The sequence below is a fragment of the Modestobacter altitudinis genome, assembly GCF_005930475.1.
GTDB classification, from domain to species: Bacteria; Actinomycetota; Actinomycetes; order Mycobacteriales; family Geodermatophilaceae; genus Modestobacter; species Modestobacter altitudinis.
Genome location: NZ_SJEW01000010.1, coordinates 55,698 through 81,633 on the forward strand (window position 1 = coordinate 55,698; position 25,936 = coordinate 81,633).

30 protein-coding genes and 1 pseudogene are annotated in these 25,936 nt (G+C 69.0%); 12 read left to right on the plus strand and 19 right to left on the minus strand.

Going from position 1 to position 25,936, the window contains the following annotated elements:
* Nucleotides 1-19: 19 nt before the first annotated feature.
* Entirely contained in the window at nucleotides 20-949 is a 930-nt protein-coding gene (locus tag FHL79_RS05985; protein WP_246080431.1) for a hypothetical protein, read from the minus strand.
* Nucleotides 950-969: 20 nt separating this feature from the next.
* A complete protein-coding gene (locus FHL79_RS05990; protein ID WP_246080406.1) occupies nucleotides 970-1,560 on the minus strand; it encodes a hypothetical protein in 591 nt (196 codons plus the stop codon).
* 399 nt (nucleotides 1,561-1,959) lie between these two features.
* Here FHL79_RS05990 and FHL79_RS05995 point away from each other — a divergent pair, with 399 nt between their 5' ends.
* The gene (locus FHL79_RS05995) at nucleotides 1,960-2,481 is read left to right on the plus strand and encodes a peptidase (RefSeq protein WP_138757704.1); all 522 of its coding nucleotides are present in this window, start codon (nucleotides 1,960-1,962) and stop codon (nucleotides 2,479-2,481) included.
* A 351-nt stretch (nucleotides 2,482-2,832) separates the two neighbouring features.
* Complete coding sequence (locus FHL79_RS06000; RefSeq protein ID WP_439331123.1) at nucleotides 2,833-3,150, plus strand: WhiB family transcriptional regulator; 318 nt, start codon at nucleotides 2,833-2,835, stop codon at nucleotides 3,148-3,150.
* A gap of 465 nt (nucleotides 3,151-3,615) precedes the next feature.
* Here FHL79_RS06000 and FHL79_RS06005 read toward each other — a convergent pair whose 3' ends face one another.
* The 6 genes from FHL79_RS06005 to FHL79_RS06025 form a co-directional block, all read right to left on the minus strand.
* A complete protein-coding gene (locus FHL79_RS06005) occupies nucleotides 3,616-4,440 on the minus strand; it encodes an IS3 family transposase (RefSeq protein WP_246080408.1) in 825 nt (274 codons plus the stop codon).
* Nucleotides 4,441-4,487: 47 nt separating this feature from the next.
* Nucleotides 4,488-4,778, minus strand: coding sequence for a transposase (locus tag FHL79_RS06010; RefSeq protein WP_138757706.1), 291 nt, complete (start codon nucleotides 4,776-4,778; stop codon nucleotides 4,488-4,490).
* A gap of 56 nt (nucleotides 4,779-4,834) precedes the next feature.
* Nucleotides 4,835-6,817 carry a galactose oxidase-like domain-containing protein gene (locus tag FHL79_RS06015; protein WP_138757707.1) on the minus strand — a complete coding sequence of 661 codons (1,983 nt, stop codon included), beginning with the start codon at nucleotides 6,815-6,817 and terminating at the stop codon, nucleotides 4,835-4,837.
* Between the two features lie 196 nt (nucleotides 6,818-7,013).
* Nucleotides 7,014-7,139, minus strand: coding sequence for a hypothetical protein (locus FHL79_RS26100; RefSeq protein WP_281283854.1), 126 nt, complete (start codon nucleotides 7,137-7,139; stop codon nucleotides 7,014-7,016).
* Between the two features lie 11 nt (nucleotides 7,140-7,150).
* Nucleotides 7,151-7,846, minus strand: a complete 696-nt coding sequence (locus FHL79_RS06020; RefSeq protein ID WP_246080410.1) for a cation efflux transmembrane domain-containing protein — start codon at nucleotides 7,844-7,846, stop codon at nucleotides 7,151-7,153.
* A 41-nt stretch (nucleotides 7,847-7,887) separates the two neighbouring features.
* A complete protein-coding gene (locus tag FHL79_RS06025) occupies nucleotides 7,888-8,274 on the minus strand; it encodes an ArsR/SmtB family transcription factor (protein WP_138757709.1) in 387 nt (128 codons plus the stop codon).
* Between the two features lie 107 nt (nucleotides 8,275-8,381).
* Here FHL79_RS06025 and FHL79_RS06030 point away from each other — a divergent pair, with 107 nt between their 5' ends.
* The 5 genes from FHL79_RS06030 to FHL79_RS06050 all read left to right on the plus strand — a co-directional run bounded on the left by FHL79_RS06030 (nucleotide 8,382) and on the right by FHL79_RS06050 (nucleotide 11,445).
* Nucleotides 8,382-9,038: a DsbA family protein gene (locus FHL79_RS06030; RefSeq protein WP_138757710.1), complete on the plus strand. Its 657-nt coding sequence runs from the start codon at nucleotides 8,382-8,384 to the stop codon at nucleotides 9,036-9,038.
* Between the two features lie 28 nt (nucleotides 9,039-9,066).
* Nucleotides 9,067-9,669, plus strand: coding sequence for a vitamin K epoxide reductase family protein (locus FHL79_RS06035; RefSeq protein WP_246080412.1), 603 nt, complete (start codon nucleotides 9,067-9,069; stop codon nucleotides 9,667-9,669).
* Nucleotides 9,662-10,264 (plus strand): TlpA family protein disulfide reductase, encoded by a 603-nt coding sequence (locus tag FHL79_RS06040; protein ID WP_246080414.1) that lies wholly within the window; start codon nucleotides 9,662-9,664, stop codon nucleotides 10,262-10,264. Before FHL79_RS06035 ends, FHL79_RS06040 begins: the two co-directional genes overlap by 8 nt.
* 3 nt (nucleotides 10,265-10,267) lie before the next feature.
* Nucleotides 10,268-11,125, plus strand: coding sequence for a cytochrome c biogenesis CcdA family protein (locus FHL79_RS06045; RefSeq protein ID WP_138757712.1), 858 nt, complete (start codon nucleotides 10,268-10,270; stop codon nucleotides 11,123-11,125).
* 113 nt (nucleotides 11,126-11,238) lie between these two features.
* Nucleotides 11,239-11,445, plus strand: a complete 207-nt coding sequence (locus tag FHL79_RS06050; protein WP_138757713.1) for a hypothetical protein — start codon at nucleotides 11,239-11,241, stop codon at nucleotides 11,443-11,445.
* A gap of 94 nt (nucleotides 11,446-11,539) precedes the next feature.
* Here the strand turns inward: FHL79_RS06050 and FHL79_RS06055 are convergent, their stop codons facing one another.
* Both FHL79_RS06055 and FHL79_RS06060 read right to left on the minus strand, forming a co-directional pair.
* Nucleotides 11,540-12,079: a hypothetical protein gene (locus FHL79_RS06055; RefSeq protein WP_138757714.1), complete on the minus strand. Its 540-nt coding sequence runs from the start codon at nucleotides 12,077-12,079 to the stop codon at nucleotides 11,540-11,542.
* 88 nt (nucleotides 12,080-12,167) lie between these two features.
* Entirely contained in the window at nucleotides 12,168-13,709 is a 1,542-nt protein-coding gene (locus tag FHL79_RS06060; RefSeq protein ID WP_246080415.1) for an alkaline phosphatase, read from the minus strand.
* Between the two features lie 346 nt (nucleotides 13,710-14,055).
* Here FHL79_RS06060 and FHL79_RS06065 point away from each other — a divergent pair.
* Nucleotides 14,056-14,408: pseudogene (locus FHL79_RS06065) on the plus strand (transposase); the annotation flags it as partial.
* Between the two features lie 249 nt (nucleotides 14,409-14,657).
* Here the strand turns inward: FHL79_RS06065 and FHL79_RS06070 are convergent.
* Together FHL79_RS06070 and FHL79_RS06075 are read right to left on the minus strand one after the other, a co-directional pair.
* Nucleotides 14,658-15,215, minus strand: a complete 558-nt coding sequence (locus FHL79_RS06070) for a class I SAM-dependent methyltransferase (RefSeq protein WP_218938339.1) — start codon at nucleotides 15,213-15,215, stop codon at nucleotides 14,658-14,660.
* Between the two features lie 229 nt (nucleotides 15,216-15,444).
* A complete protein-coding gene (locus tag FHL79_RS06075) occupies nucleotides 15,445-15,942 on the minus strand; it encodes an SRPBCC family protein (RefSeq protein WP_138757718.1) in 498 nt (165 codons plus the stop codon).
* 281 nt (nucleotides 15,943-16,223) lie between these two features.
* On the opposite strand from FHL79_RS06075, the gene FHL79_RS06080 reads away from it, so the two are divergent.
* A complete protein-coding gene (locus FHL79_RS06080) occupies nucleotides 16,224-16,883 on the plus strand; it encodes an SCO family protein (RefSeq protein WP_171058042.1) in 660 nt (219 codons plus the stop codon).
* Nucleotides 16,884-16,944: 61 nt separating this feature from the next.
* Nucleotides 16,945-17,199, plus strand: a complete 255-nt coding sequence (locus FHL79_RS06085) for a hypothetical protein (protein WP_138757720.1) — start codon at nucleotides 16,945-16,947, stop codon at nucleotides 17,197-17,199.
* A 56-nt stretch (nucleotides 17,200-17,255) separates the two neighbouring features.
* Here FHL79_RS06085 and FHL79_RS06090 read toward each other — a convergent pair whose 3' ends face one another.
* Entirely contained in the window at nucleotides 17,256-17,681 is a 426-nt protein-coding gene (locus tag FHL79_RS06090) for a hypothetical protein (RefSeq protein WP_218938341.1), read from the minus strand.
* Between the two features lie 104 nt (nucleotides 17,682-17,785).
* Complete coding sequence (locus FHL79_RS06095) at nucleotides 17,786-18,019, minus strand: hypothetical protein (RefSeq protein ID WP_138757722.1); 234 nt, start codon at nucleotides 18,017-18,019, stop codon at nucleotides 17,786-17,788.
* A gap of 102 nt (nucleotides 18,020-18,121) precedes the next feature.
* On the opposite strand from FHL79_RS06095, the gene FHL79_RS06100 reads away from it, so the two are divergent.
* Nucleotides 18,122-18,706 (plus strand): TetR/AcrR family transcriptional regulator, encoded by a 585-nt coding sequence (locus FHL79_RS06100; RefSeq protein ID WP_138757723.1) that lies wholly within the window; start codon nucleotides 18,122-18,124, stop codon nucleotides 18,704-18,706.
* Between the two features lie 383 nt (nucleotides 18,707-19,089).
* On the opposite strand, the gene FHL79_RS06105 is transcribed toward FHL79_RS06100, so the two are convergent.
* Nucleotides 19,090-19,272, minus strand: coding sequence for a hypothetical protein (locus FHL79_RS06105; RefSeq protein WP_138757724.1), 183 nt, complete (start codon nucleotides 19,270-19,272; stop codon nucleotides 19,090-19,092).
* Nucleotides 19,273-19,336: 64 nt separating this feature from the next.
* Nucleotides 19,337-19,618: a hypothetical protein gene (locus FHL79_RS06110; protein WP_218938342.1), complete on the minus strand. Its 282-nt coding sequence runs from the start codon at nucleotides 19,616-19,618 to the stop codon at nucleotides 19,337-19,339.
* A gap of 737 nt (nucleotides 19,619-20,355) precedes the next feature.
* Here FHL79_RS06110 and FHL79_RS06115 point away from each other — a divergent pair.
* Nucleotides 20,356-20,814: a flagellar basal body-associated FliL family protein gene (locus FHL79_RS06115; RefSeq protein WP_138757725.1), complete on the plus strand. Its 459-nt coding sequence runs from the start codon at nucleotides 20,356-20,358 to the stop codon at nucleotides 20,812-20,814.
* A gap of 202 nt (nucleotides 20,815-21,016) precedes the next feature.
* Here the strand turns inward: FHL79_RS06115 and FHL79_RS06120 are convergent, their stop codons facing one another.
* Genes FHL79_RS06120 through FHL79_RS06130 form a run of 3 tightly spaced genes read right to left on the minus strand, consistent with a single transcriptional unit; the run spans nucleotide 21,017 to nucleotide 25,931 of the window.
* Entirely contained in the window at nucleotides 21,017-22,498 is a 1,482-nt protein-coding gene (locus FHL79_RS06120) for an NADH-quinone oxidoreductase subunit N (RefSeq protein ID WP_138757726.1), read from the minus strand.
* Nucleotides 22,495-24,078 (minus strand): complex I subunit 4 family protein, encoded by a 1,584-nt coding sequence (locus FHL79_RS06125; protein WP_246080418.1) that lies wholly within the window; start codon nucleotides 24,076-24,078, stop codon nucleotides 22,495-22,497. The genes FHL79_RS06120 and FHL79_RS06125 overlap by 4 nt, the downstream gene beginning before the upstream one ends.
* Nucleotides 24,075-25,931: a proton-conducting transporter transmembrane domain-containing protein gene (locus FHL79_RS06130; RefSeq protein ID WP_246080420.1), complete on the minus strand. Its 1,857-nt coding sequence runs from the start codon at nucleotides 25,929-25,931 to the stop codon at nucleotides 24,075-24,077. Before FHL79_RS06130 ends, FHL79_RS06125 begins: the two co-directional genes overlap by 4 nt.
* Nucleotides 25,932-25,936 lie beyond the last annotated feature (5 nt).

Here is a 25,936-nt window from a genome sequence, read left to right on the forward strand (position 1 = left end):
GCCTCGTCGACCCAGGCCGTCACCCGGTCACCACGGACTGGACCTCGGCGACGGCGAAAGATGCACTGGACGTCGTCGTCAGCGCAGGCAAGGTGCCGCTGGCTCCCGTCGACGACCGCCACGCGACGGACCACTCGATGCCGTACACAGCTGTGACCTCCTGGCCGGGCTCGTGGATCGATGAGTGCAGGTATCGGTAGTCGCACCCCGCCGGAGACGGCGCCCAGACGCCGTCGGTCGGCTGCCAGGCCACACCCGGGCCCGGGCAGGAGACCGTTGCGCCCCCGTCGCCTGGCGTGAAGCTCAGAGCGGTCGGAGTGACCGTCACCTCGGCCGACACCCCGCCGGCGTCCGCACGTGCGGTGAGCACCCCGAAGGAGGCCGCGTCGGTCCAGAACCACGTGTAGGCGTTGACGACCGTGAACGGCTGGCCGCTGTCCAGGGAGCCAGCCGGGTACCGCCCAGGCGTCGGCTCGGGAACGCTCAGGCTCTGTAGCGCCTGCTGGGCGAGCGCGACGGGGTCGACGACCGGAGGGCCGGCTGGAGCAGTGGCCGACCAGAAGGCGAATCCGTTCGTGCCAGGAACGCTCGTGCCTGTCGACAGGAACGTGCAGAGATAGATGGCGCCGTCCGTGTGGCCACCCCAGACGGCTGTGCCCATGGGTGGTTGGTCAACGAGCACCTTCACGTAGCACTGCATGCTCTGCGCCCACCACGCGTCGCCGTCCTGGCAGGGCACCTCAGCACCCGAGGCGGTGAACGTGCAGAGAGATTGGGTGTAGACGGCACCGCGATTCGAGGTGTCTGCCGTCGATTGGGTCGGCGCTGCGGTCGCTCCACCGGTCCCGACCTGCACCACGCAGAGGCCGTGCGAGTCGTACTGCTGACAGGAGGCAGGGGCTGCGATGGCGTCCGACAGCGTGACTGCGAGCAGGCAGCTCAAGAGCACCAGGCCAGCAAGACCGGCGGCTACTCGTTGCACGAACGCGCCTGCATGTTGGGTGCTGCGCTCACGCGCCAGGAGCCGACGTCTGGGTAATCGATGTTGACCACCGTCAACTGCGCGACGAGATAGTCCGGGCGATCGGCCGGCACGACCGACACGCCGGTCGCATCCGTCGCCTGCACCTGGCTCACGTCGACACAAGCGGTCACGACGACGGTGGGCAGCATTGGCGACGGGGAAGCCGCCGGATCGTCGGTGAGGTCAATGCTGCTCACCGACGTCGTCACCAGCTGCGACCGGCCGACCTGCCGGTACCCCTGAGCGCGGAACGTCCCGATGGCAGTGGCCTCGCTCGTCGCCTCTGAGGCGATCGCCACCCCGTACAGGTCGTCGAGGGACCGTGACGCGTCCAGGTACAGGTCGTCGATCGTCGAGAGGTACGTCGTCACGTGCGCGACCGCCTGCGCTTCCGCCTCGTCACTCGGATCCGTGCTGCTTCTCGCGGCACTCGTCGACGGCGCGCTCGACGACGCGGGACTCGAGGATGCCGAGGGGTCACCGATTGAGGCCGAGCAGGCAGCAACGATGGAGGCGAGGACGACGGCCAGCGCCATCGCTCCTACTCGCGTCGCTGTCACGTGTGACCGCCTCTTCCGGGTAACCGATGGGTAGCGAGACTGCCTGTTTCGATACGCAACGAACACGGTTCCGCCAGAGAGTCACCCGATCGGGTGACAACGGACCGCAGCGCCTTGTCTGTCATCGGGTCTGGTGTATCGCACTCCTGTGCCACTTCATGGTTTTCCACAAGTTGGATGTGCGGAGCGACCGCTCACCTTCCGGCGACCAGGCACGCGACGTGCCTGGTCGATTGAGCGCACCGCCCACGAGGACTGGTGAGTTCAACGTGGTCGGCCGCGGTTCTCACCGGGGCGTTGTGCAGTGGACTGGCCGTTCCGGCATGGACTGCAGGAGGCCTCCGCCACCTGGGTAGGTCGGACTTGAGGACGCCCGTGCTTCAGATCGTCGGGGCGGGTGTCGGCGCTTTGGTGGGAGCGGCGACAACCCTTGCAGCCCTGCGCATGGGCAGTGCTTGGCTGGCAGCTCCCCTCGTGCTCTGGGGAGCTGCCCTGGTCGCCGCGAGCTGCTGCGACGCGGTCTCCCAGCGGGTCCCCACAGCTCTCGTCCGACAGGCCATCATTACGACCGGAGTGCTGCTGACCTGCGTACTTAGCTTCCGCGGCGACTGGGACGGCTTGCTAATGAGCGTGGTCGCCGCCGCGGCGGCCGGCAGTGTCGCTCTGCTGTGCTGGCGTTTCGCCGACGTCGGCTTCGGTGACGTACGCCTAGCGGTCCTCGGTGGACTGGGCCTGGGCCATGCGACTCACCGCGGCCTGCTCATCGCTGTGATCGCGATGGCGTTGGTCGTCTCGATGCAGGCAACGATCACCGTGCGGAGGGGCGGGAGCCTGAAGACGCCGATCGCCTTCGGCCCGATTCTCAGCGTCGGCTTCTTGATCGCGGCCGTCTCGTGACGTCTGGACATCCCCTTGATCGCCGTCCAAAGGTCCGGCACGGCGGCATACCACGGAACGTGTGACCTCTGCTTCAGTCCTTCGGAGCCGCCGGACAAGCCACCACCCGAAGGACCGTCACCTACTGTTCAGCTGGTCAGCGCCAACACCGGGCAGAGTCCGCTCGTTGGAGGTCGCGTCGCTCGATCGCACGGCCGGACGTCGAGGTAATTGCTCCGCGGGCGGTTCTACGTTGTAAACCGCGTTAAGTCGAGGGCATGCTCGTGTCCCACTGGAGCGAAGAACGACCATGCCTCCCGGTGTCCGCAACTCACGGGGACCGTCCCTCACCAGCATCCAGGCAGGAAACCGATGTGGATCACCGCCGAAGTCCTCGCGCTCGCGGCCGTCGCCTGGATCATGATGTGGCGGCTCGACGACTGGCGTGAATGGGCCCTCTGCGCCGAGGTCGACCCCGACGCCTTCTTCCCGGAGAAGGGCGAGTCCACCCGGGCCGCCAAGAACATCTGCCGCAGATGCCTGGTGAAGATTGAGTGCCTACGTTCCGCCCTGGCCAACGATGAGCGCTTCGGCGTCTGGGGTGGATTGTCCGACCGCGAGCGCCGCCGGTTTCGTCTGAGAGCGGCGGACGGCGTGGTGAGACGCGCCAACCCCTCAGAGCCCTGTTGAGGCCGTAGCTCCCTCCTGGGGTCACCCAGAGGACAGGATGCGCCTCCTCGGACAATTGGCCAGCTGTGGCCGACCCGCTCACGTCCGACGAGCAAGCCCACTGTGGGTGATCCGCAAGTGCTGCGCGACGTGCTGACCAGCGACTCGTCCGTGGGTATTCGCCGATGTGCCGTTGACACAGGTCATAAGGGCGCGGCGTCCGCGGTCGTCCGTCGGCGTCACCGGTTGTCTGGGCCGCGTTGCTGTAGCGGTTGCTGTACTTGACACGTCGCACCATGTCGCGGCACACGGGACCGCAGCCGAGTTCCAGGTCAGCGCAGGACGTAGGTCAACTGATGCGAGGGCGTCAGCCAGCTGTGAAGTCACTACAAGGAAAGGCGTACGTAAGTTGCTGTGGAGGGGATCCCATCCGTCAACAGGAAGAGGGAGCTTCACCCGGTTCTCCGGACACATCGGGTGTGGTGATCATGCCGCGGTGAGTGCGGCGGTGTGAAGTGCTTCGAACTCTGCGGGACTGCGGTAGCCGAGGGCGGAGTGGCGTCGTCGGGGGTTGTAGAAGGCTTCGATCCACTCGAAGATCGCCGAGCCGAGTTCGGCTCGAGTCGACCACTGGCGGCGGTCCAACAGTTCGCGCTGCATGGTCGACCAGAAGCTCTCCATCATGGTGTTGTCCACGCTGGAGGCGACCCGTCCCATCGAGCCGAGCAGCCCGGCAGTGCGCAGCCGGTGCCCGAAGATCCAACTCGTGTATTGCGATCCGCGGTCGCTGTGCACGATGGCGCCGGGTGCCGGCCGGCGGCGCCAGCGGGCCATTTCGAGTGCGTCGACGACGAGCTCGGAGCGCATGTGGTCAGCGATCGACCAGCCGACGATGGTCCGGCTGAACACGTCCAGCACCGCGGCGCAGTAGACCTTCCCTTCGGCCGTGGCGTGCTCGGTGATGTCGGTGGCCCACAGCCGGTCCGGTGCGTCAGCGGCGAACCGTCGCTGCACCAGGTCCTCGTGGGGGGCCGGTAGCGGCCCGGATCGGCGGTGCTTGCGCCGGTGGCAGACCCCGACCAGCCCGGAGGTGCGCATCAGCCGGGCGACCCGTTTGCGCCCGCACGCCAGCCCGAGACCTAGGCGGAGTTCCGCGTGCACCCGAGGCGCGCCGTAGGTGGCGCGAGAGCTGGCATGCACCTGGGCGATTGTGCTGGTCAGCGACGCGTCGGCGACTGCCCGAGCCGATGGTGGGCGGCCGTTCCACTCGTAGAAGCCTGAGCGGGAAACCCGCAGGACCCGGCAGGTCACCGCAACGGGGAACCCGTCGGCGGCGAGCTCACGAACCAGCCGGAACGCTATTTTGGGTCCGGCAGCACCTCGCGGGCGAAGTACGCGGACGCCCGCTTGAGGATCTCGATCTCCATCTTCGCGACCCGCAGCTCCCGGCGCAGACGCGCCAGCTCGGCCCGCTCATCGCTGGTCGTGCCCTCGACCCGGCCGGCGTCGACGTCATCGAGCTTCATCCACCGCCGCAAGCAGGACTCCGCGATTCCCAGGTCGTGGGCGATCTCAGCGATCGGCTTCTCCCGCTGACGGGCCAGCTCCACGGCACGGCGACGGAACTCCAGCGGCTTGGCTGCAGGCATCCAGGACTCCTCTCCCAGGCGATTCTCGCCTCAGGTCAGGTGTCCGGGAAACCGGGTCAAGCTCCGAGCATGTAATACCCGGGCGGCGCGACGAAGCCGTCGGGCGGTGTCTGAACCGTGAGGTGGTCGCTCGCGCGATCCGTGATCTTCAACTCGACATGACGCTGGTCGGCGTTGAATGAGTGTGTGCAGGACCCGCAGCGCAGAAGGCTGACGGAGCTGATCGCGGACGGGGTCGGCGTGCTGATGGTCGCCGTGCTCGCGTAGGACATCTGCGTGGGCGCTGACGTGATCGTCGGTCGGGGGCCCTTGAACAGATACGGCGGGCTGTAGAACTCCAGCTTGAGTTGCTCGTCGTGGAAGGGGTCGGGGTTCCACAGGGAGTCGGTTCCGGCGGTGAGGACTCTTCCATCGGGCAGCAGCAGCGCGGTGGCGTGGTACAGCCGCGGTACGGTCATCGGCGCCACAGTGGTCCACGAGTTTGCCACGGGGTCGTAGAGCTCGGCTTCCCACACCGGGTTGGCGCCGTTGTCTGCCGATCCGGCGCTGCTGCCGTTCATCACCAGCACGTTGCCATCGGGCAGCAGAACCGCGTCGGGCATCACCCGCGGGTGCGTCATCGGTGGAGCGAGACGCCAGGCCAGTGGCGCCGCTGCGAAGTCGAGGATCTCGCAGCTGGCTGTCGCCGGCGTTCTGATGGGAATGTCCCCGCCCCCGCCGATCAGCATCACCCGGGCACGGTAGGGCGGAGCGGTGGTCGGGCGCAGCGGCAGCAGCACGCTGGTGCCCTGCAGACCGTAGGTGCGGGCGTTGCGGTCAGGGCGGTTCGCGGCTTCCAGCTCCGTGGTGTCGAAGGTGAAGCTGGTCAGGTCCAGAAAGGCCGTTCGGGTGCCACCGTGCATCAGCAACTTGCGGGTTGGTAACACGAACAGGAACGGAAACGAAATGAAGGCACCGAAACGGGTCATGGGTGGTGCACTGACCGCCGGTCCGACGGTCCCGGTCGCGGGCGTGAAGATCTCGTAGGTGGTGTTCTGGTTGCCGACCGGCAGACGCTTTTCACCACCTGCCATGAGCATCCGCCCGTCGGGCAGGGTCACCACGGAGGGGTACCAGCGGGCGGCGGCGAGGGTTCCGACGTAGGCCCACGACCCTCCGCCGGGACCGCCCGGGGAGAAGGTGTGGACCGAGCGCAACCTGGCCTGGTCCTCCCTGTCACCGCCAGCCACAAGCAGCCGACCGTCCGGGAGGAACGCGTGTCCGCTGCAGAAGATGTTGGGCAGCGCGGTTTCGCCGTTTGCTCCGTGATAGGCGGGCGTGGCGGCGGTCCCGGAGGTGAGGTCCAGAACAGCGGAGGCTCCGAAGGGGGTGGGGATGGGGCCCGGGTTCTCAGGGTCTTCCGGCTCCAGGTAGCTGAGGAAGAGCACGCCGTTGGTGTGCAGCAGGGCGGTGTGCAGGCCCGAGATGCCCGCATTGAAGGTGGGTTCCTCCCAGACGCCGATCTTCGGCTTCTCCGCCGGACCAACCGGCGGAAACTGGGGGCGAGGGAATACCTCATAGGCTCCTCGGCCCGCCTCCCAGTAGATGCAGCCCTTCTCGAAGTCACTGACACGCCCCGACCCATGCTCGGTGTCTTTCTCGTCGCTCGTCGGATAGCCCAGGACGCTGCGTTCCCAGCCGAGCGAGGACCACAGGCCGTGGATTTCACCGTGAACCTCGTGCGCTCCGGTCTGCGGCGTCCAGTAGATCGATCCCAGGGTCGGCCCTGCCTGGAAGTGGTTGAACCGGCCGATCCCGTCGGGTGTAGGGGTCTCGTCAGTGGTGGGGTAGCCCAGAACGCTGCGTTCCCAGCCCAGCGAGGACCACAGGCCGTGGATCGCGCCGTGCACCTCGTGCGCTCCGGTTTGCGGCGTCCAGAAGATCGACCCATGCTGAAAATGCTGGAAGCGCCCGATCCCGTCGAGTGTGGGGGTCTCATCACCCGTCGGCGGGCCAAGAAGGGCAGTCACGGAAAGGTATTTGTCGCCTATCTCGGTCATTGAGCACTCCTGTGATGATGGGAGAAAGGCCCAATCGCCTACAGTGAGAAACTGCGTGGCCAACCGGGAGCAGTGCCCAGCGAAGCGCTGGCGTGCTCAGCCGGAATGTCAGTCCTCTGGTGATGCTGGAGGGCGGCGCAATCAGCAGTACTCCGCCGACCCTGGCCACCCATCCGCCCATCCTGGTCCAGCCCCGTCACCGGATCGTCAATCGCCCGACCGTGGAGGTCAGCAGCCAGCGCTCGGCTGGGTTGCTCGTCTGGCGGGCAGCGGCCGTCTCCTCGGCGTAGGAGGCGCGCACGGCCGGCGCGGGGCGAGACATTAACTCTGTCCTCAGTTGCAGCAGTCGCAGCCGGGCTTGCAGCCGCAGCTGTCCTCGGCGCTGGTACCGGCACCGGCACCGCTGGTGTCGGAGGGCTTGGCGAAGAGCGCCTCGGCCGGTGAGCAGCAGTCCTCGCCTCGCCAGGCCTCGCGGCCTTCCCGCAGTGCGACCGCGGCGATGACCAGGGCAGCGATGGGGTCAGCCCACGACCACCCGAAGAGGCTGTTGAGCGCAAGACCGACGAGCAGCACGCCGGAGAGGTAGGTGCACAGCAGCGTCTGTTTGGAGTCCGCCACCGCCGATGCCGAGCCCAGCTGTCGTCCAGCGCGGCGCTGGGCGTAGGACAGGAAGGGCATGATCACCAGGCTCGCCGCAGCCAGGACCAGCCCGACAGTGGAGTGCTCGGCCTCGCCCCCACCAAGGAGGGCGCGGACGGCGTCGACGGTGACGAAGGCGGCCAGGGCGAAGAAGGACAGCGCGATGACGCGCAGTGCCCGGTGCTCTCGGGCCTCGCGGATGGCGTGGTCGCGGGCGGAGAACTGCCAGGCCACGGCCAGGGCGGAGGACACCTCGATGACCGAGTCCAGGCCGAAACCGATGAGCGCCGAGGACGACGCCCGGGTGCCGGCCGTGATGGCGACAACGGCCTCGATGACGTTGTAGGTGATGGTCGCGGCGACCAGGAAGCGGATGCGTCGCGCCAGCACAGCCCGACGGTCGCTGACGCTCTGGGGCGAGCCGAGGGCGGTCATGCCAGCGCCTCCATCTCCGGGGTGGTCACGTTGCGGGCAGCGATCGAGCCGGTCACGGCGATCAGCAGACGCGCGCCTTCGTCGGTCAGGCGGTACATGACCAGCTTGCCGTTGCGCCGGGAGGTGGCCAGGCCGGCGTTGCGCAGCGCGCGCACGTGATGGGACACCAGGTTTTGCGACAGCTCGGTGATCCAGGCCAGATCGCAGACGCACAGCTCGTCACCGACCCGCAGGGCGGCCGCGATGCGCAGTCGAGAGGGGTCCCCGAGTGCCTTGGCCCGCTCGGCGAACACCCGAATCTCGTCCTCGCCGGCCAGCTGCGCGCGGACCTGCTCGGCGTGGGGCAGATCGAGACACAGCAGGTCGCAGGCGTCGCTGCTCATGGGTTTCCCTTCCGGTGCTCGGCCCAGGCGCACTGTCGGGCCAACGTCTTAACAGACGTTGGTATGTTGTTACCACGTTGCCGGCGAAGGTGGAAGTAGGAGTCGGTGTGAAAACCAACTACAAGATCTCAGCTGCCCTGGTGGCCGTGTTCGGCCTCGTGGTGGCCGGCTTCCTGGCCTTCGGTGGCGACGAATCTGATACCTCGGCCGATGGCAACGCTGCCGGCGGCACAACGCCGGTGGTGCGCGACGACAGTCACCGACTCGGCGAGCCCGGCTCAGGTGAAGTGACGTTCGTGGAGTTCCTTGACTTCGAGTGCGAGAGCTGCCGGGCGGCCTACCCCACGGTCGAGCAGCTCCGTGAGGACTACGCGGGTCGGGTCACCTTCGTGGCCCGCTACTTCCCGCTGCCGGGCCATGCCAACGCCGAGAACGCAGCTGTTGCCGTGGAGGCTGCGGCCCAGCAGGGCGCCTTCGAGGCCATGTACCAGCGGATGTACGAGACCCAGGCTGAGTGGGGTGAGCAGCAGGTCTCCCAGGCCGACCTGTTCCGCAGCTTCGCCGAGGAGATGGGTCTGGACATGGCCGCCTATGACGCGGCCGTCGCCGACCCGGCCACGCTCGAGCGGGTGCTCAGCGACCGCGACGACGGCCTGGCTCTCGGGGTGGAGGGCACCCCGACGTTCTTCCTCAACGGCGAACGCCTCGAGGTGGCCAGCGCGCAGGAGCTCATCAAGGCCGTCGATGCTGCCGTCAACGAGTGAGGCCACAGCGCCCGCGCCGGCGCCGAGCGTGAAACGGTCCGCTGAGATCGGTGCAGGCCTGTCGTGGTGGCTGGTCACCGGCGGCCTGATCGGATGGATCGCGGCGTTCGTGCTGGCCGTGGAGAAGTACGCCCTCCTCCGCGACCCCAGCTACGTTCCCTCCTGCAGCCTGAATCCCGTCCTCAGCTGCGGTTCGGTGATGGTCAGTCCACAGGCCGAGGCCTTCGGGTTCCCCAACCTGCTGCTGGGCGTCGCCGGTTTCGCCGTCGTGGCCGCGACCGGGGCAGCGCAGCTGGCCGGGGCCCGCTTCGCCGGGTGGTTCTGGGCTGCGTTGCAGGTCGGCGTCACGGCCGGCGTGCTCTTCGTGCACTGGCTTATCTTCTCCAGCCTCTACCGCATCGGGGCACTGTGCCCCTACTGCATGGTCGTCTGGGCGGTCACCATCCCGCTGTTCACCGCGGTCACGCTGCGCAACCTCACCGCCTGGGCGCCGCGTCTGCCGGTGTCGCTGAACGCAGTCGTCGCCGCTGCCCGTCACGGGCACAGCATCGTGCTGACCGTCTGGTTCCTGCTCATCGCCGCTGCGATCACCCAGCGGTTCTGGCTGTACTGGAGCACCCTCGTTGGCTGACACCCTCACTCGCCGCGCCCTGTTCGCCACCAGCATCGCGATCGTCTCCGCGCTGATGCTCGGGTGCTCCGGCGGCACTTCCGGGACCAACGCCAGCACCGCCACCGAGGCAGGGGAGTTCGACTTCTCCGGGAACACCCCGGCGGGTCAGCTGATCCCGGCCTCAGCGCGCCAAACCGCGCCGGCGTTCGACGGCGAGCTGCTCGATGGCACCGCGTTCAACTCGACGTCGCTGGCCGGTGACATCGCCGTCATCAACTTCTGGGGATCGTGGTGTGCCCCCTGTCGGATCGAGACCCCGGAGTTCCAGGCCATCTACACCGAGGTGGCCGGCTCCGGCGTGCAGTTCCTCGGCGTGGACGTCAAGGACCAACGACAGCTGGCCCAAGCCTTCGTCGACACCGTCGGGGCCACCTACCCCTCACTGTTCGACCCCACCGGCGAGGTCGCCTTGGCGTTCCGGGGCTTCCCGGCGAACGCCGTGCCCTCAACGCTGCTGCTGGACCGCCGCGGACAGGTGGCGGCGGTCTACGTGGGTGCGGTGCTAGATGAGAACCTGCGCGCAGCCCTGGACCAACTGCTGGCGGAGGGCTGATCTATGGGCGGGCTTGGGGAGACCTTCGCGGGCATCGTCACCGACGGCTCGCTGCTGCTGGCCGTCGCGGTCGCGGGCCTGGTCGGGCTGATCAGCTTCGCCTCGCCCTGCGTTCTGCCGCTGGTTCCCGGCTACCTGGGCTACGTCGCTGGGTTGACCGGGGCAGCGGCGACCGGACAGCTGCCCGCAGCTGCGGTCACCGCCACGAGAGCCACCGGCACGATCGTCGGAGCGCCCAGTTCCGCTGGGCCCCTCGGCCGTTCTACGACGAGCGACCGCAGGCGGGTGCTGGCCGGCGCACTGTTGTTCGTCTTGGGCTTCAGCGTGGTGTTCGTGTCCTTCGGTGCCCTCTTCGGAGGCCTCGGGCGGCTGCTGCTGGAGTGGGCGCCGCTGCTCACCCGCGTGATGGGTCTCATCACCATCGTCATGGGCCTGGCTTTCCTGGGCGCGGTTCCATGGCTCCAGCGCGAGGCCCGCATCCACCGGCGCCCGCCCGCCGGCCTGGCCGGCGCTCCGGTGCTCGGCATCGTGTTCGGCCTGGGCTGGACGCCATGTCTGGGCCCGACCCTGTCGGCAGTCAACACCCTGGCCTACAGCCAGGCATCCGCCGCTCGTGGCGCGGTGCTCGGGCTGGCCTACTGCCTGAGCCTCGGCATCCCGTTCGTGCTCGTCGCCCTCGGCGCCCGCCGGGCGCTCGGCTTCTCCGCCATGGCCCGCCGCCACGCGCGCACCGTGATGCGGATCGGCGGGGTGCTGCTGGTCGTGCTGGGCGTCCTGCTGGTCACCGGTTGGTGGGACAGCGTGATGATCTGGCTGCGGTCCTGGCTGGCAGCTACCGGCCTGGGTTCCTCGGTGATCTGACTGATGACGCCCGACACCGGCCGAAGCGACCGGCCCGAAGCCCCGGCGCTGCAGGTCGGCTGGCATCGGGATTGAGGATGACTCGAGCTCGTTCGGCGGTCCGTGCCCTCTCGATGAGCGTCGCCGACTGTTCCGAGCCGGCCACCGAAGCCCCCGTGAGCAGCTTTGTCATTGCGCAGGACGAGGACGGACACGCGGGCACGCTGCTGTCCAATCTCCCTCTTCCGCGCCCTGCTCTCACCCTCACCGACACAGATGGGCACCCCTACGACCTGCAGGCGGACACCGACGTCGTTACCGTCGAGGTGGCTCAGGGCTAGGTCTCGTGACGGTCAGAATCGCGGCATGTGTCCCGCACCGCCCCGGCGCTGGCCGCTCAGGAGTACCTCTGCCCGCGCGCCTGGGCGCACCAGTTCACTCGTTCACCAGCACCGGCACCCCGACCGCGGCGGACACGGCCCGCCCCTGCAGGTCGGCCGGCATCGGGATCGAGAACGACTCGAGCTGGTTCGGCGGTCCGTGCTCCTCGGTCGGGTCGATCAGGTCCTCGTCCAGGTGGTGGACGAATCGGCCGGTGCCAAGCAGGCGACCCTCGGCGTCGTAGAAGCCGGCCAGCGCCTCGAACTCGAGAATCTCGCTGACGTCGCTGACCACTAGCGCCGAGCCATGCACGCCGTCGGCATTCAGGGTCAGACCCTCGAGCCGGAACCGGTCGTCGAAGGGCCCGGGGGCCTGGACGACCGAGCCGGGAGCCGGCGTGAGCTGGTCCAGTCCCGCGAGCGTCGGCTCCGCAGCGGCCGGTTGCAGCCCGGGGAACGACGTGCGGGCAGCCCCTAGCAAGGACGACTGGTCCGAGGATGCGGCAGGGATGGCGACGCGCACGGCCACCAGCGCGCCGAAGAACGCGATGAGGGCCAGTCCGCCCACCAGGAGGATGCGTCGACTGCGGTTCATGACGGGGGGCTCCAAGTCGAGGTGGGTCGGCGCATGCAGTGGAAGGAGGCCGGGGACAGGCGCGCAGCGCCCCGTCCCCGGCCTCGGCTCACGACGCGACGCGCAGGGCGCCGCTGACGACGTCGAACAGGTCGGTGTTGTCGATGCTGCCCGCCATCTGCTCCGACCCGGCCCCGTAGGCATAGATCGGGACATCAGCACCGGTGTGGTTGCCGGACAGGTAGGTCAGCCACAGGCTCGCCTCGGGCGAGCCGTCGACGACGCCTTCCGGGTCATCCGGGGTGCGGAAGGTGGCCGGCGCGAAGTTCGCCGGGTCACCCGCGCCCGAGCCGTTCACCGGACCGGTGGAACGCGACGGGTCCACGGTGCCGGCCGTCGGACGGGTCGGCGTCGAGTTGTTGGCGGTGTTGCCGCTGTCGACGTTCACCGGCGGGGTGTTTGCCTCGGCGTTGGTGAAGGTGCCCTTCTCGATGACGTTGAAGCCGGCGCACTCGTGGTCAGCGGTCACGATCACGAGCGTGTGCTTGTCCTTCTTGGCGAAGTCCATCGCCACCTGCACCGCGTCATCGAAGGCCTTGATCTCCTCCAGCGTCTGGGCAGCGTCGTTCGCGTGCGAGCGCTTGTCGATCAGCGCGCCCTCGACCTGCAGGTAGAAGCCGTTGCCGCGCGAGCCACCGGCCTTGAGCAGCTCGATCGACTTGGTGGTCATCTCGGCCAGCGACGGTTCCGCCGCCTGCGGCGCGCTGGGGTTCTCTCGCTTGGCCTTCTCGATCGTCAGGTTGCCCCGGTTGAACAGACCGAAGACGCGTTGGCCGGCCGCCGACTGCAGGTCGTTCCGGTTGGCGACCGTCTGGCTCGCCGGGGACCCCAGGACGGTGTAGCCCTGGTCTCGGAGCGCCTTCTCGTCCTCGGCGTCGAAGCGGGACAGCCCACCGCCCAGGATCACGTCGGCCGTGCCGTTGCGAGCGATCTGGTCGGCGATCGGCGTCACGCGGACGTCGCTGCGGTCCAGTGCCGTACCGGTGATCTCCAGGTCTTGACAGGCCGCGTCGCTGTAGGTCGGGCCCTGGCAGCCGCGCGCCAACGCGTGGCTCATCTGGCCGGCCGGCGTCGCGTCGGTGATTTCGGCGGTGGAGACGTTGCCTGTGCGGTAGCCCGCTTGGTGGGCCAGTTCCATCACGGTCGGGACGACGACGCCCTTGGCGTCCACCCCGAGTGCTGCGTTGTAGGTCTTCACCCCCGACGCCCATGCCGTGGCAGCGGACGCCGAGTCGGTCACGTAGTTGGGGACGAAGTCGTCCGCGCCCGGCTGCCCGGACCCCCTCTCGACGGAGTAGGTGGCCACCTGCCCCACCACGGGGAGCTGCTCCATGGCGAGCCGACCGTCCGCGCCGTAATAGCGCTCCCGCCCGGCGGTCACGTGCGTGCGGCCCATGCCGTCGCCGAGCAGGTAGATGACGTTCTTGATGCGGCTCCGATCCCCGTCGCCCGCGGCTGCGGACCCCATGCCACCGGTGATGCCCCCGGCCACGACTGCCGCGACGAGCCCCGTCACCAGCGTCGTTCTCCGCCTACGTGCTCCCATGCCCGTATTCCTCCAGAGACTCGTCGGGCGCCAGGCGGCACCCACAGCGGACGCTAAGGAAGCAGCGCGAACTGAGCCGGTTGGGTAGGTGGCGGTCAGGGGGTTCGAAGGTGAACGAACGGTCCGTCACACCCGCGCTACAGCGCGGGTTGCTGGCGGTCTTCCGATGAGAGTGCTGGGTCGTCGGCGTGACGAGGCGACAAGTGAGATGGTGACGTGAGGCTGCTGCGGTCGGGAGCTGCCGCGCACGGCCGTTCATGAGCTCGGCGACACTCCTGGCGTCTACGTGTGCTGGCGCTGCGCCATCTGGATGGCGGCGAGGATGGGACTGCCCAGGGTTCGGTTGACTCCTCACCTGTGAGGCTGCGGCCTCGCTGGAAGGATCAGCATCGTGCCCAAGCCGTTCCCCAAGGAGTTCCGGGCTGACGTGATCGCGGTCGCCCGGCAGGGCGACCAGTCCGTCGCCCAGGTCGCCCGGAGCTTCGGGGTCTCCGAGTCCTGCCTGCAACGCTGGCTGAGGATCGCCGACCGCGAGGACGGCGTCGCCGGCCCAACCGCGTCGACGTCCTCGCAGGGGGCTGCCTCGAGCGGCGGTGCAGACCTGGAGGCGGAGAACCGCGAGCTGCGCAAGCGGGCCAAGCAGTTGGAGCAGGAGAACGAGATCCTGCGCCGGGCAACGGCCTACTTCGCCCGCGACGTCCTCCCAAGATGATGTACCCGCTGGTCCAAGACCTCGCCGCCGACAACTGCAGCGGCCCGCAGATCACCGATGACGACCGTCGGTGTTCGTGTCGGTGCAGCACCCGGGTGAAACGACCGGCTCCACGCGCGACACCCCGTCGAGCACGTGGCCGGACCGCCTTCCCCAGCGCCCGTTCCCTCGCCCCAGCGTCCCGGTCGTGTCCCGCCACGACGGCGGGCGCATCGGCGCCGGACTGTGAGCCACAGACGAACCTGCACGCTTTGCGTCAGTTCGCCGCATGTGCGCACGACCTATGGCCGCTGCGCCCGGAAACGCAGTGCCCGCGGTCTGGCGTCGACCTGCACCTCGACCAGTCCTGCTGCGTTGAGGCGCTGAGGTAGGCGCTCCGGACCGATGAGGGTCATCGTGTCCCGGACATGTGCGAGGGCGAACAGAGGCCCCCACTTGCTGTCGCTCCCGGCAAAGACCCCGCCCGGGACGAGTACGCGCCGCGCCTCCGTGAACAACTGGTCCTGCGACCGCTCGCTGGGCAGGTGATGGAGCATCGTGAAGCACACGACCACGTCGAAGCTGGCCTCTGGCAGGGGCATCTCCGTTGCATCGGCATGCACGACCGTGACGTCCGGTCGCCGGGCGGCCAACGTCGCCGCGTCCTGCGCGTCGAACTCCAGAGCGGTCAAGGTGCCGACACGGGTGACCAGCCAGTCGGTGGTGAGGCCTGGCCCACTGCCGAGCTCGAGCACTCTCGCGCCGTTGAGCGGGATGCCGTCCGTCGCCCACGGAAGGAGGTCGTCGAGATGGTGCTGCCAACGACCGGACCGGCAGTACCGGCGATGGATGATGTTCACGGTCGTTGCTCGTCCTCTCCTTGACCAGCCACGGCGGCACAGCGAAAGCCCGCGGTGGAAGTAGCCGGACCGTGCGGCGCGGCCACCTAGCGAGGGCTTTCGAGGGCACGACCGTTGGGGGCGCCGCTTTCGTGCACTCCGGCCGGCACGGGCCATCTCTCATCGCCCCGGCGAGAGACTGTCGACCGATGTGTGCGACATCGACCTCGACTGCCCGAGGTCATGGCGCTCAGCTTCGGCCGTCCTCGGCGTCGCGGTAAGTCTGCTCTGCCTGGCGTACGTGGTCGGCGATCTTCGCCAGTTCCGATTCGATCGCCCGCTCTGCGACCTTCCTGACACCACCGCGTCGCAGGCGATGTCGTAAGTGGCCGCCTCTCAGGGGCTGATGGGTGAGAGTGATCGTCACGTCCGTGCCTCCACCCGGTACGTCGGTGAGGTCGATCGTGGTCGTCCACACCTCGGGAGTGAGTTCGAGGCGTGTGGTGACGCGTCGGCTCGGCTGCCACTCGACCACCTGCCCGCGCGGCGCACCAGGAGGCGGTGACCGATCATCCAATCGCCCAGGAGCGCAGGTGAACCGGGTGCCTTCCTTCGTTGCATCACCCTCCACGACATACGACACGTCGCAGACGGCGCAGTAGGGCTGGAGGACGGCAAGGGCGCGCCACACGCGGAGACGGGAGAACGGAACCTGGCTGGTGCCGTTCGCGCTGATCGGCGGAGTCAACGGGGCACGTCGCTGTCCAGTGCGGGCTGCATCGGCCCGAGGCGAAGGCTGGACGCGAGTCCCGCACCGTTCGCTCGCAGCCCCGATTCGCTCACCTGCACTCCCACCCTCGGTCACCACCGCGCGCCCTGACATCCCAGCTACGATGAAGCATAGGAGATCCGTCTCGAGTGTCGGCCACGTGCACGTCCGAGTCCGGGCGCGAGGCCAACCGGCACGCAGTTGACGGCGCGACTCTCCTGCGCCGTCGTCCACGCCCATTGCACGACATCGGAGGCTCTGTGTCGCACCGCCGTTGGCGTTGGCTCGTCAGCCTGTCGGCCGCGTCGATCGGCCTCACCGCCTGCTCCACGCCGGCTGTCGACGCACCCGTCAGCAACGTCATCAGCGCACAGACCGAGGACGGATACGCGGGGACGCTGCTGTCGGATCCCGCAGTCCGCCGCCCTGCTCTGGTCCTCACAGACACCGAGGGTCAGCCCTATGACCTGCAGGCGGGCGCCGAGGGCGTGACCGCGTTGTTCTTCGGCTACACACGTTGCCCGGATGTGTGCCCGACGACCATGGCGGACCTCACCGCCGCGGTCCGCGACTTGCCGTCTGCCGACCAGGAGCGGGTCACCGTGGCGTTCGTCACCGAGGATCCCGACGTGGACACGCCAGCCGTGGTCCGGGAGTGGCTCGACCACTTCGATGAGGACGTCGTCGGCCTGATCGGCGGCGGAGGTCTCACAGATCAGGTGCTCGACCAACTGCACTTGCCCCGCACCGAAGGTCACGTCGATGCGCCCGATGCGGCGCCTCACGACGACGGGTCACTGGAGCACAGCGGGGTCGTCTACCTGTTCGGCCCCGGCGACGAGGAGGTCGTCGTGCACAGTGGCGGAACGACCGTCGCCCAGTACACGAGCGACATGAGGCGCCTCCTTGACCGCGGCTGATGCTGCGGCGGCTGTGTCGCGCCCGTAGGTCGAGGACTGCGCCCTCTGCCACAGTGCCCGCATGACCCCGCGGTGGGACGAGCCGTTCGACCTCCAGGTGAGCCTGGTGGAGGCGATGACGCTGCGAGCGGCACTGCGCAAGTACGTCGAGGACTTCCAGTCCCATGCCGATGCCGATGGCGGCCTGACACATCCCCGGGAGCAGGTCGAGGATGTTCGCGTGGCAGCTGGGCGGCTGATCTGGCGCTTGGAGGAGCTGACCGCCGGTCAGGGCCGCGTCGTGCACAGCCAGCACGCGGTCCCCCCGCCGCAGTAGGGCCGGAGCGCACGTCGCCGTCCGGACCATGTGGCCGTTGATCGTCCCCGCAGGGTTCAGGGAGCCATGGGGCTCAATGGTCGCGACTGCGCTCGCCGCTGTTCCTGCTGCTTGCGCCAGCCGTATCGGGTCGTTCCCCTTGGCTTGAAGATGGAGAGGCCCGCGATGACCACCAACACGACGACGCCACCGATGGAGTGCGGCAGGGTGCCAGGGAGCTCGCGGGGGTCACTGGTTGCCGCAGCGGCGTCCGCGAGGGCACTGATCGTCCGCGTCTCGACCAGCAGGACGGCCGTGGCCACGATGGTGAGCAGCAGCTTCGCGATGACCCAGTAGTGCCGGAACACCCCCCACGGCGTGCTCCATGCGGTGACCAACCCGACGACCACGGTCGCGAGTGCGAGCGGGACGATCGCTGACCAGGCGACGAGCTCCATGGCCGCGTATGCGCCGCGAACCAGCTGGACGTCTCGGCTGGTCACCGCTGCCACGTCGAGGGCCGCGTACGCGCCGACCGCACCCAGCCAACCGACGGATGAGACGACGTGTGCGGTGACGATCGTCTTACGGAGCCGTGGGGACGCGCTCAAGGAAGTGCGCTCTCGACTGCCGCGAGCTTGACCAGGGCCGCCGCTGGACGGCTTTCAGACAGGTGGCGCCCCGGTCCGTGCTGGCCGGCCACGCCGGTCAGCTGCAGCGCGAGGAACAGCAGGACGAGGGCACCGACGACGATCGCCGTGACCTTGACCCATCGAGGCATGCCTGGGGGCCGATCATCGGCGCTGTCCACGTTGCGGACTTCATGCTTCTCTTCAGACATCTGCGTCCTCTCCACGACCGTGCTCGCATCACCGGGTTTCCGAGACACTCTGTTCGCATCAAAGCACAGTGTCCTGAGGGCGGCACTGCGTATGCTGCCTGCGTGCCCAAGCTGTGGAGCGACACCATCGAGGCGCATCGCCGCACCGTGGACGAGGCGATCCTGGATGCCACCTGGGCGCTGGTCACCGAGCGCGGGCTGCTGGCGGTGACCATGTCGGCGATCGCGGAGAAGACGGGAATCGGGCGGGCCACGCTCTACAAGCACTTCCCCGACGTCGAGGCGATCCTGCGCGCCGGGCACCGGCGGCATGTCACGGCACACCTCGCGCAGCTGGCACGGCTGAGGGAGCAGAGCGGTGACGCTGCACAGCGACTTCGGGCCGTGCTGGAGGCCTATGCGCTCATCTGCCATCACCGTCGCAGTCACGGCACGGACGAACTAGCGGCTCTGCTGCACCGCGGCGAGGACGTCGCTGCTGCTCAGGCAGGGCTGTTGTCGTTGTTCCAGGAGCTCCTGGCCGAAGCCGCCGAAGAAGGTTCGGTGCGTCGGGACATGGCAACCGACGAGTTGGCGACCTACTGCCTGCACGCGCTGCGCGCGGCAGGGGGCCTTCCGTCCGAGGCGGCTGTTCGTCGACTGGTCGCGGTGACGCTTGCTGGATTGGCGCCCGCCTCGGGGAGCTGACGGCGCGCCGCCCTCCCCCGCCGCCTCGTCAGCGCCGCGTTCGGTTCGGGTTGCCCCCGGTGTACGGACAGCCGTCGCAGCGGGGCGTGGACCGGCAGCACTTGTCGTCGGGGTAGGCGCTCGCCTGCTCAGAGTGGGGCTGGTCTGTGGTGCGACTGGTCAGGGGTGCGTTCTCATCCAGGTAGGACGACGGCCGACCATGCTGCCGAGCCGATGCCCAGGAGCAGTGAGACGACGGCCGCGATGTGCACGGCTGTGGTGGGTCCGGTGAGCACCCGCGCGCGCACGAGGGTTCCGCCGTCCGGGTTCGGATGCTGCGCCTGCATGGCAATCGGCTCTCCCGCACGGCGGCCAATGCGGAATGGCCGGCCCGGCGCACCACCTCAGCGAGCGGTCTCCGCCATGGCGGGAATCGTGCGAATGATCGGGAGGCTCGTCCAGCAACTCGCCTCGGTCGCGGGCCTCCCCACCGCCCCCTGCCGCTCGGCGTCGTTGGCCATGACCGACAGCGTCAACTGCAGCGCGCCCGACTGTGCTCCCAGGTCGGCTTGCAGTTGCCCTTCCACGACCTCCGACGCTCGTCTCTTCAGACGCGTCAGGTCCCGGTCGTCGTGAAGTGGCGGTGTCCCTCTACTGTCCGGCCAGGATTGCCCCCAAGAAGAAGACGACAGCGGCGGCCGGATAGCCGGCCAAGAGATCGTTCAGGCCCGAGGGCTGGCCGCCGAACACGCCGATGTGGCCGAGCCAGTGCACGATAGCGGTGACAAGACCTAGTGCCATCAGCACCTGCCCGGCCCGGACGAGCCGGCGCTTGCGACGGTAGGCCTGCAGGCGCTCGGCGTCCCGCCGCTCAGCGGCAGTCAGCCTCGAGTGGTCCGGCCCCGAGCCCTCGACCTCACGTCCGCCCTTCACAGACCCCGCCTCTTGCTCATGTCCAGGCAACGTCCCCTCGCAGAAGGCCGCCTCTGACGGCGACGTAGCTACTAATAACGATAGTAGCCAGCTGGGATCCGGTTCGCTCGCACTGTTGACCGATCAGCTCGCTGCAGGATCTCAGCTGAGAACTCGGGTGCTCGACCGATCAGCTGCGAGAGGACCTCCGACTCCCGCCTCACATGCCTTCGGCGCGATCGCTGCGCGCCGCAACCTTCACGAGCCAGCATCGCAGGTGACGAGAGGGCCAAGGTCGTGGCGACGACGAGGGACGCATCCGCCCCGCCCGCGACTCGAGCCCGTCCGGGTCCACTACGGCCTGCTCATCACCGGCCTTAGCCGGCGGTGGCACTGCTCATCGCCTCGATCAAGCTCGTCGGCGTGCTGACGACAAGACCGGGGCCAGCCACCAAGTGCCCTGCTGGATCAGCCTTGGACAACATGGCCGTCGTCGTAGGCATGTTCGACGCCGTCTGGCCGCCAGCGGCTGCTGGCAGGTGGCCCGCGTCAAGCAGCGCTCGAGGGCACGCGCGACCTGAACTGGCGACGGCGCTGCGCCACTGCTCAGCTCATCCATCCCGTACACATCTCTACTACTCGAGGTAGGAGATTCCCTCCCATTCGCCTCAAGGCGGGGTCAAGCGCAGCCGAGAAGGACATGAGTCCCCCAACGCCGCCCGACAGCGGGCGCCGTTGCCCTGCGCAGAGGAGCTGCAGTGTCCGCGTCGAAGACCGCCGTCACACCTGAAGACACGACCACGGACGGCCGGGGTGGCAGGAAGAAGCTGTTGATCATCGCCCTCGTAGTCCTGATCGCCGCAGGCGCTGCCGCTTACTTCCTCGTCTTCTCGGGCGGCGACACGGCAGAAGCGGAGGCGGAGACCGTGCCTCATGGACCCGTCATCGCACTCGACCCCGTGGCCGTCAACTTGGCCGGCGGTCGCTACCTGAAGATCAGCATCGCGCTGCACATGGCAGAGGTGGCTGAGGGCGAGGAAGCCGAGCCTGATGGGTCGCGTGCCAAGGACATCATCATCGGTCAGTTCTCCCAGGTCGCCGCTGCCGATGTCATGGGTTCGCGGGAGGCGTTGAAGGCGGCTTTGAAGGCGAAGATCATCGAGGCGTACGAGGGTGAGGTCGCGGAGATCTACTACACCGAGTACGTCACCCAGTGACCTGACGCGGCGTCGCACCACTGCACCGCCCCGGGTCCTGCGCCATCGGCTGCGACGTCGTCAGCGGGGGGGAGAGGACGGTGCGGGTTCCCGCCGGTGTAGGGGCAATCGGATCAGCGCGGCTCGGAGCGACCGCAATTGTCGTCGGCGACTGCGAGCGCGCCCTCGGCGGACAGCTGGGCAGCCCGGTTGGATGCGTCGCTCATCCAGGCAAGGCAGCCACGAGCACTGCGCCCGAGCCGATGCCCAGCAGCAGCGAGGCGATCGCCGTCAGGTGTACGAGCGTCATGGGACCGGCCAGCACCCGCTCCTGCTGGGCGCTCACCGCCCTGTGAGTGTCATGGTCGTGTGGCGCCTGACTGCTTCCGCGAAGTGAGGGGGCACCTGCGGAGCTCGCTGCAGCCGGCGTGATCCACCGCAGGTAGTAGAAGAGGCTCGCCACCGTGTTGATCGCCGCGACGACCACCAGCCATGCGAGGCCGCCGTCCCAAGCGGCGCTGAAGACGGCGAGCTTTCCGACGAACACCGCGGTGGGTGGCGTCCCGACCAGCCCGAGCAGACACACGACCAAGCTCACGACCAGCCACCGCCGGTCTCTGCTCGCGGCGGCCCACTCGTCGATGGTCCCCGCGGCCGGCTTCGCAGCTGCGGCAGCGAAGACGCCGATGTTGGTGACCGCGTAGCCCACCAGGTAGATCAGTAATGCCGGTAGGGCAAGGTCGGAGCGGGCGGCGACCGCGACCACCATCAGCAGGTAGCCGACCTGGCTGATGGTGGAGTACGCCAGGAGCCGGAGAACCTCGGTCTGGCTGAACGCCGCCAGGTTCCCCAGAGTCATGGTGAGCGCTGCGATCACGGCCACCAGCAGCGGGACGTCCACCGGTGCGGCGGCGAACGGGCCGTCCAGCAGCCGGAAGGCCGCCGCGACGGCACCCACCTTGGGGATGGTCGTGATGTAGGCGGCCATCGTCGGGGTGGTCCCGGCGGTGACGTCGGGTACCCACTGGTGCACGGGTACGGCACCGGCCTTGAACAGCAGGCCGGCCAGGACGCCGAGCACGCCGAGAGCAGCAAGTGGTGCGGGCGCCTGCCCGAGGAGGTCGCCGATCGCGGGGTAGCCGGTGACCCCGGTGGCCAGGACGACGGAGGCCACGCCCAGCAGCAGCAGGACGCCGACGAAGGCACCCATCAGGTAGTACTTCATGGTCGCCTCGGTCCCGCGGGCGTCCTTGGCGAAGCCGGCGAGTGCGTAGAGCGGGACGCTGGCCAGCAGGTAGGCGGCGACCAGCAGCAGCAGGTCGTTGCCGGCGGCGAGGGCGACGGCGCCGAGCGCGCCCAGCAGCATGAGCACGTACGCCTCGGTCTCGCGCGGGTGCCCGGCCAGAGACGAGGCGCCGAGCCCGACGATCAGGGCGACCGCGAGCGCGACCGTGATGCGCACGACGCCGGTGGTCGTGTCGATGACCCAGGTGTCCTCGAAGACGGTGCTGTCGTTCCCGCTGAGCCCGACGGCGGCGGCTGCCGCACTGGCCAGGCAGGCCAGGACGACGAGCACGCGGACGCGCCATTGGTGGTGCTGCGGGGTCCACAGCCCGAGGAGCAGCCCACCGACGGCTCCGGCGAGCAGGAGCAGCTCGGGGAGCATGGCGAACACCTCCCCGCCCGAGTCGCCCATCTCGTTCATCGGGCGACCAGCTCCGCGACCGTGCGGGCCGCCGGCTCGATCACGTCGAGGAGCGCGCGCGGGAACAGGCCGAGGACGATCGCGAGCGCCAGGAGCGGGACGACGGCGACGAGCTCGGCTGCGCTCATGTCGCGCAGCGAGCCGGTTCGAGCTCGGACCAAGGTGGTGCTGCCGCCATCGGTCGACGGCTCGTCGTCCTGCTCGGGATCGTCGTCCGGGACGACGGTGGGGCCGGCGAGCAGCCGCTGCAGCGCGACCAGGAACAGCCCCGCGGTGACCAGGATGCCGACCACCGCGATCACCGTGGCCACCGGCGATGCCTGTAGAGCGCCGGTGAACACCTGGAACTCTGCCACGAAGCTGGCAAAGCCGGGCAAACCCAACGCGCCGAACGCGGCGACCGCCAGCAGCGCCGCGAACACCGGCGCCGGGCGAGCGAGCCCGCCCCACTTGTCGAAGGCGTAGGTACGGCCCCGGGACCACAGCACACCGGTGAGCAGGAACAGTGCTCCGGTGAGCAGCCCGTGGGCGACCATCTGGTAGACGGCGCCGATGGTGGCGAGGGTGCGCGCGCCGGTGTCGGCCGCGACCATGCCGGCCGCCCCGAGACCGAGCAGGACGTAGCCCATGTGGTTCACCGACGTGTAGGCGATCATCCGCTTGAGGTCGGTCTGCGCGAGGGCGGCGAGCGCACCCCAGAGCACGCTGATCACCCCGATGACGACCGGCACCAGCGCCCAGCGCTGCCAGGCGTCGGGGAGGATCGGCATGGCGATGCGGACGAAGCCGTAGGTGCCCAACTTGAGCAGGATCCCGGCGAGGATCGCCGATCCGGCGGCGGGGGCGTCGGTGTGTGCATCGGGCAGCCAGGTGTGGAACGGGAAGACCGGGGTCTTGATCGCCAGTCCGAGCCCGATGGCCAGCAGGACCAGGCCGCCTGCCACCGGCTGACCGGCCAGCGGCGGGTCCTGGGCCAGCGTGACCATGTCGAAGGTCCGGGTGTCCGATCCCAGGAACAGGCCGATGAAGCCGAGGAGCAGCGCCAGCGACCCGACGAACGTGTAGAGGAAGAACTTCAGCGCGCTCCGCCTCGCGTTGCCGTGGCCCCAGCCGGCGATGACGAAGTACATCCCGACGATGGTCAGGTCGAAGAAGACGAAGAAGAGGATCAGGTCGAGCGAGGCGAACGTGCCGAGGCAGGCCGTCTCCAGGAAGAGGAACAGGGCCGCCTGCAGCCGCGGGCGATCCGGCTGGCGCAGGGACCAGACAGCACACGCCAGGAAGAGGACAGCCGTCAGCGCGATCAGCGGCAGGGACAGTCCGTCGACACCGACGTGGTACCCGGCGTCCACGGTCGGGATCCACTGGACGTCGGTCTCGTAGCCGATCCCACCGACGACCCCGCTCGCGCCCGTGCCCGGTTCGAAGCGCCACCACATCCACCCGACGAGTGCCAGGTCGGCGGCCGATGCGGCCACCCACACCCAGGTCGCCGACCGCCCGTCCAACTGTGGGACCGCCATCAGCAGTCCCGCAGCGATCAGCGGGAGCAGGATCACCACGGTCAGCAACACGGTCACCTCACCGTCACGAGCAGGACGAGCAGCAGACCGAGCCCGGCAGCGGCCTGGGCGTAGTACTGGTGGAGCAGCCCCGTCTGCGGACGACGGGCCGCCGTCCCGGCGCGACGGAAGGCCCTCGCCGTCCCCCGGACGGCGCCGTCGACGATCGAGCCGTCGGCTCGGGAGACGAGCGACGCCAGGCCGCGCACTGCAGCGGCCAGACCCAGGACGGCGCGGTCGATCACCCGGTCGTCCACGGTTGCCACGGCACGGGCGAGGACGATCGCCGGACGAGGGGACAACAGGTGGCCCAGGCCGCCCCACGAGCCGAGGGGGCTGCGGCTGAGGGCCTCGATCACCGCCGGGCGGAACCGCAGCAGGATCACGGTTCCTGCGAAGGCGAGCATCGCCAGCGCGCCACCGAGCAGCAGGTCTGCCGTGGCCACCCCGCTCTCGGGCTCCGCACCGACCAGCTGCCCCAGCCGCGACCCGACCGCCGGAAGGGCCAGTGCACCCAAGAACGCGGCGGCGGCGGCGAGTACGAGGGCGACCGCGGTCGCCGGGCCGGGGACCCGTCGGGTGCCCGGTTCCTCGTCGTCCAGGCCCTCGTCGCCGACCGGACGGACGAGCAGGACGACGAGCATCCGCGCCGCGTAGACGGCGGACAGCGCTGAGGCGGCGAGGCCAACGACTCGGAGCGCGGCGCCGTCCACCCCGGACAGCACCTCTTCCTTGGTGGCCCACAATGACAGCGGTGGGATGCCGCCGAGGGACAGTGCGGCGACGGTGGCGGCCGCGCCGATGCCCCGGTACCGCCGTGCTGCGCCGCGCAGCCCGGTGAGCTGCTTGGTGCCGAGCGAGGTCAGCCATGCGCCGGCGGCCACGAACAGGCCCGCCTTGACTGCGGCGTGGGCGACCAGTTGGGCGGTTCCCCCAGCGACCACCCCGGCACCGGCTGCGAGCACGACGAAACCGATCTGCGCGGCGGTGCTGGCTGCCAGCAGCTGCTTCAGGTCCCGTTGGGCGACGGCGATCGCGCCCATCACGAGCGCGGTGAGGCCACCTGCCCAGGCCGCTGTCGAGGCTGCCCATCCGGTCTGGGCGAGCAGCGGCTGGGTCCGGAGCAACAGGTAGCCGCCGGCCGCCACCATCGTGGCGGAGTGGAGAAGCGCACTGACCGGGCTGGGCCCCTGCATCGCACCGGACAGCCATGCCGAGAACGGCAGCTGGGCTGACTTGCCGAGTGCCGCGACCAGCACACCTGCCGCAGCCACGTCCTGCCAACCGTCCGCTGCCGAGACGGTGTCCCCGATGAGCAACCCGCCGGTGCCGGCCAGCGCTGCCCCGGCGGCGACGTACAGACCGAGGTCGCCGGCGCGGGTGGTCAGGAAGGCCCGCGCGCCGGCGTTGAGCTTGCCCGGTTCCTGCCAGTGGTAGCCGATGAGCGCGTACGACGTCGCACCCATCACCTCCCACCCCAGCAGCAAGGCCGGGAACGTCACGGCGGTCACGGTCGCGGACATGGCTGCGATGAAGAGGAGGAAGAAGCCGAAGAACCGGGCACGCGCTGCCTGTGGTCGGAGGTCGACGACGGCGAACACCGTGATCAGAAGGGCCACCACAGCGACGAGCACCACCAGCACGGCGGAGAGCCCGTCCACGGCGAAAAGCAGGTCTCCGCCGTCCACGATGCCGAGGAAGGGCAGCGACACCCGCGGTCGGCGGTCGGCCACCACCCCAGCGAGGACGACGGCGATGACGGTGCTGACCACGGCGAGCGGACCGGCGACCCGGTCGGCTCGGCGTCCCAGGACGAGCAGGCAGACACCCGTTGCGGCGGGAAGGGTGAGGAGCAGGACGAGGCTGGTCACGGCGG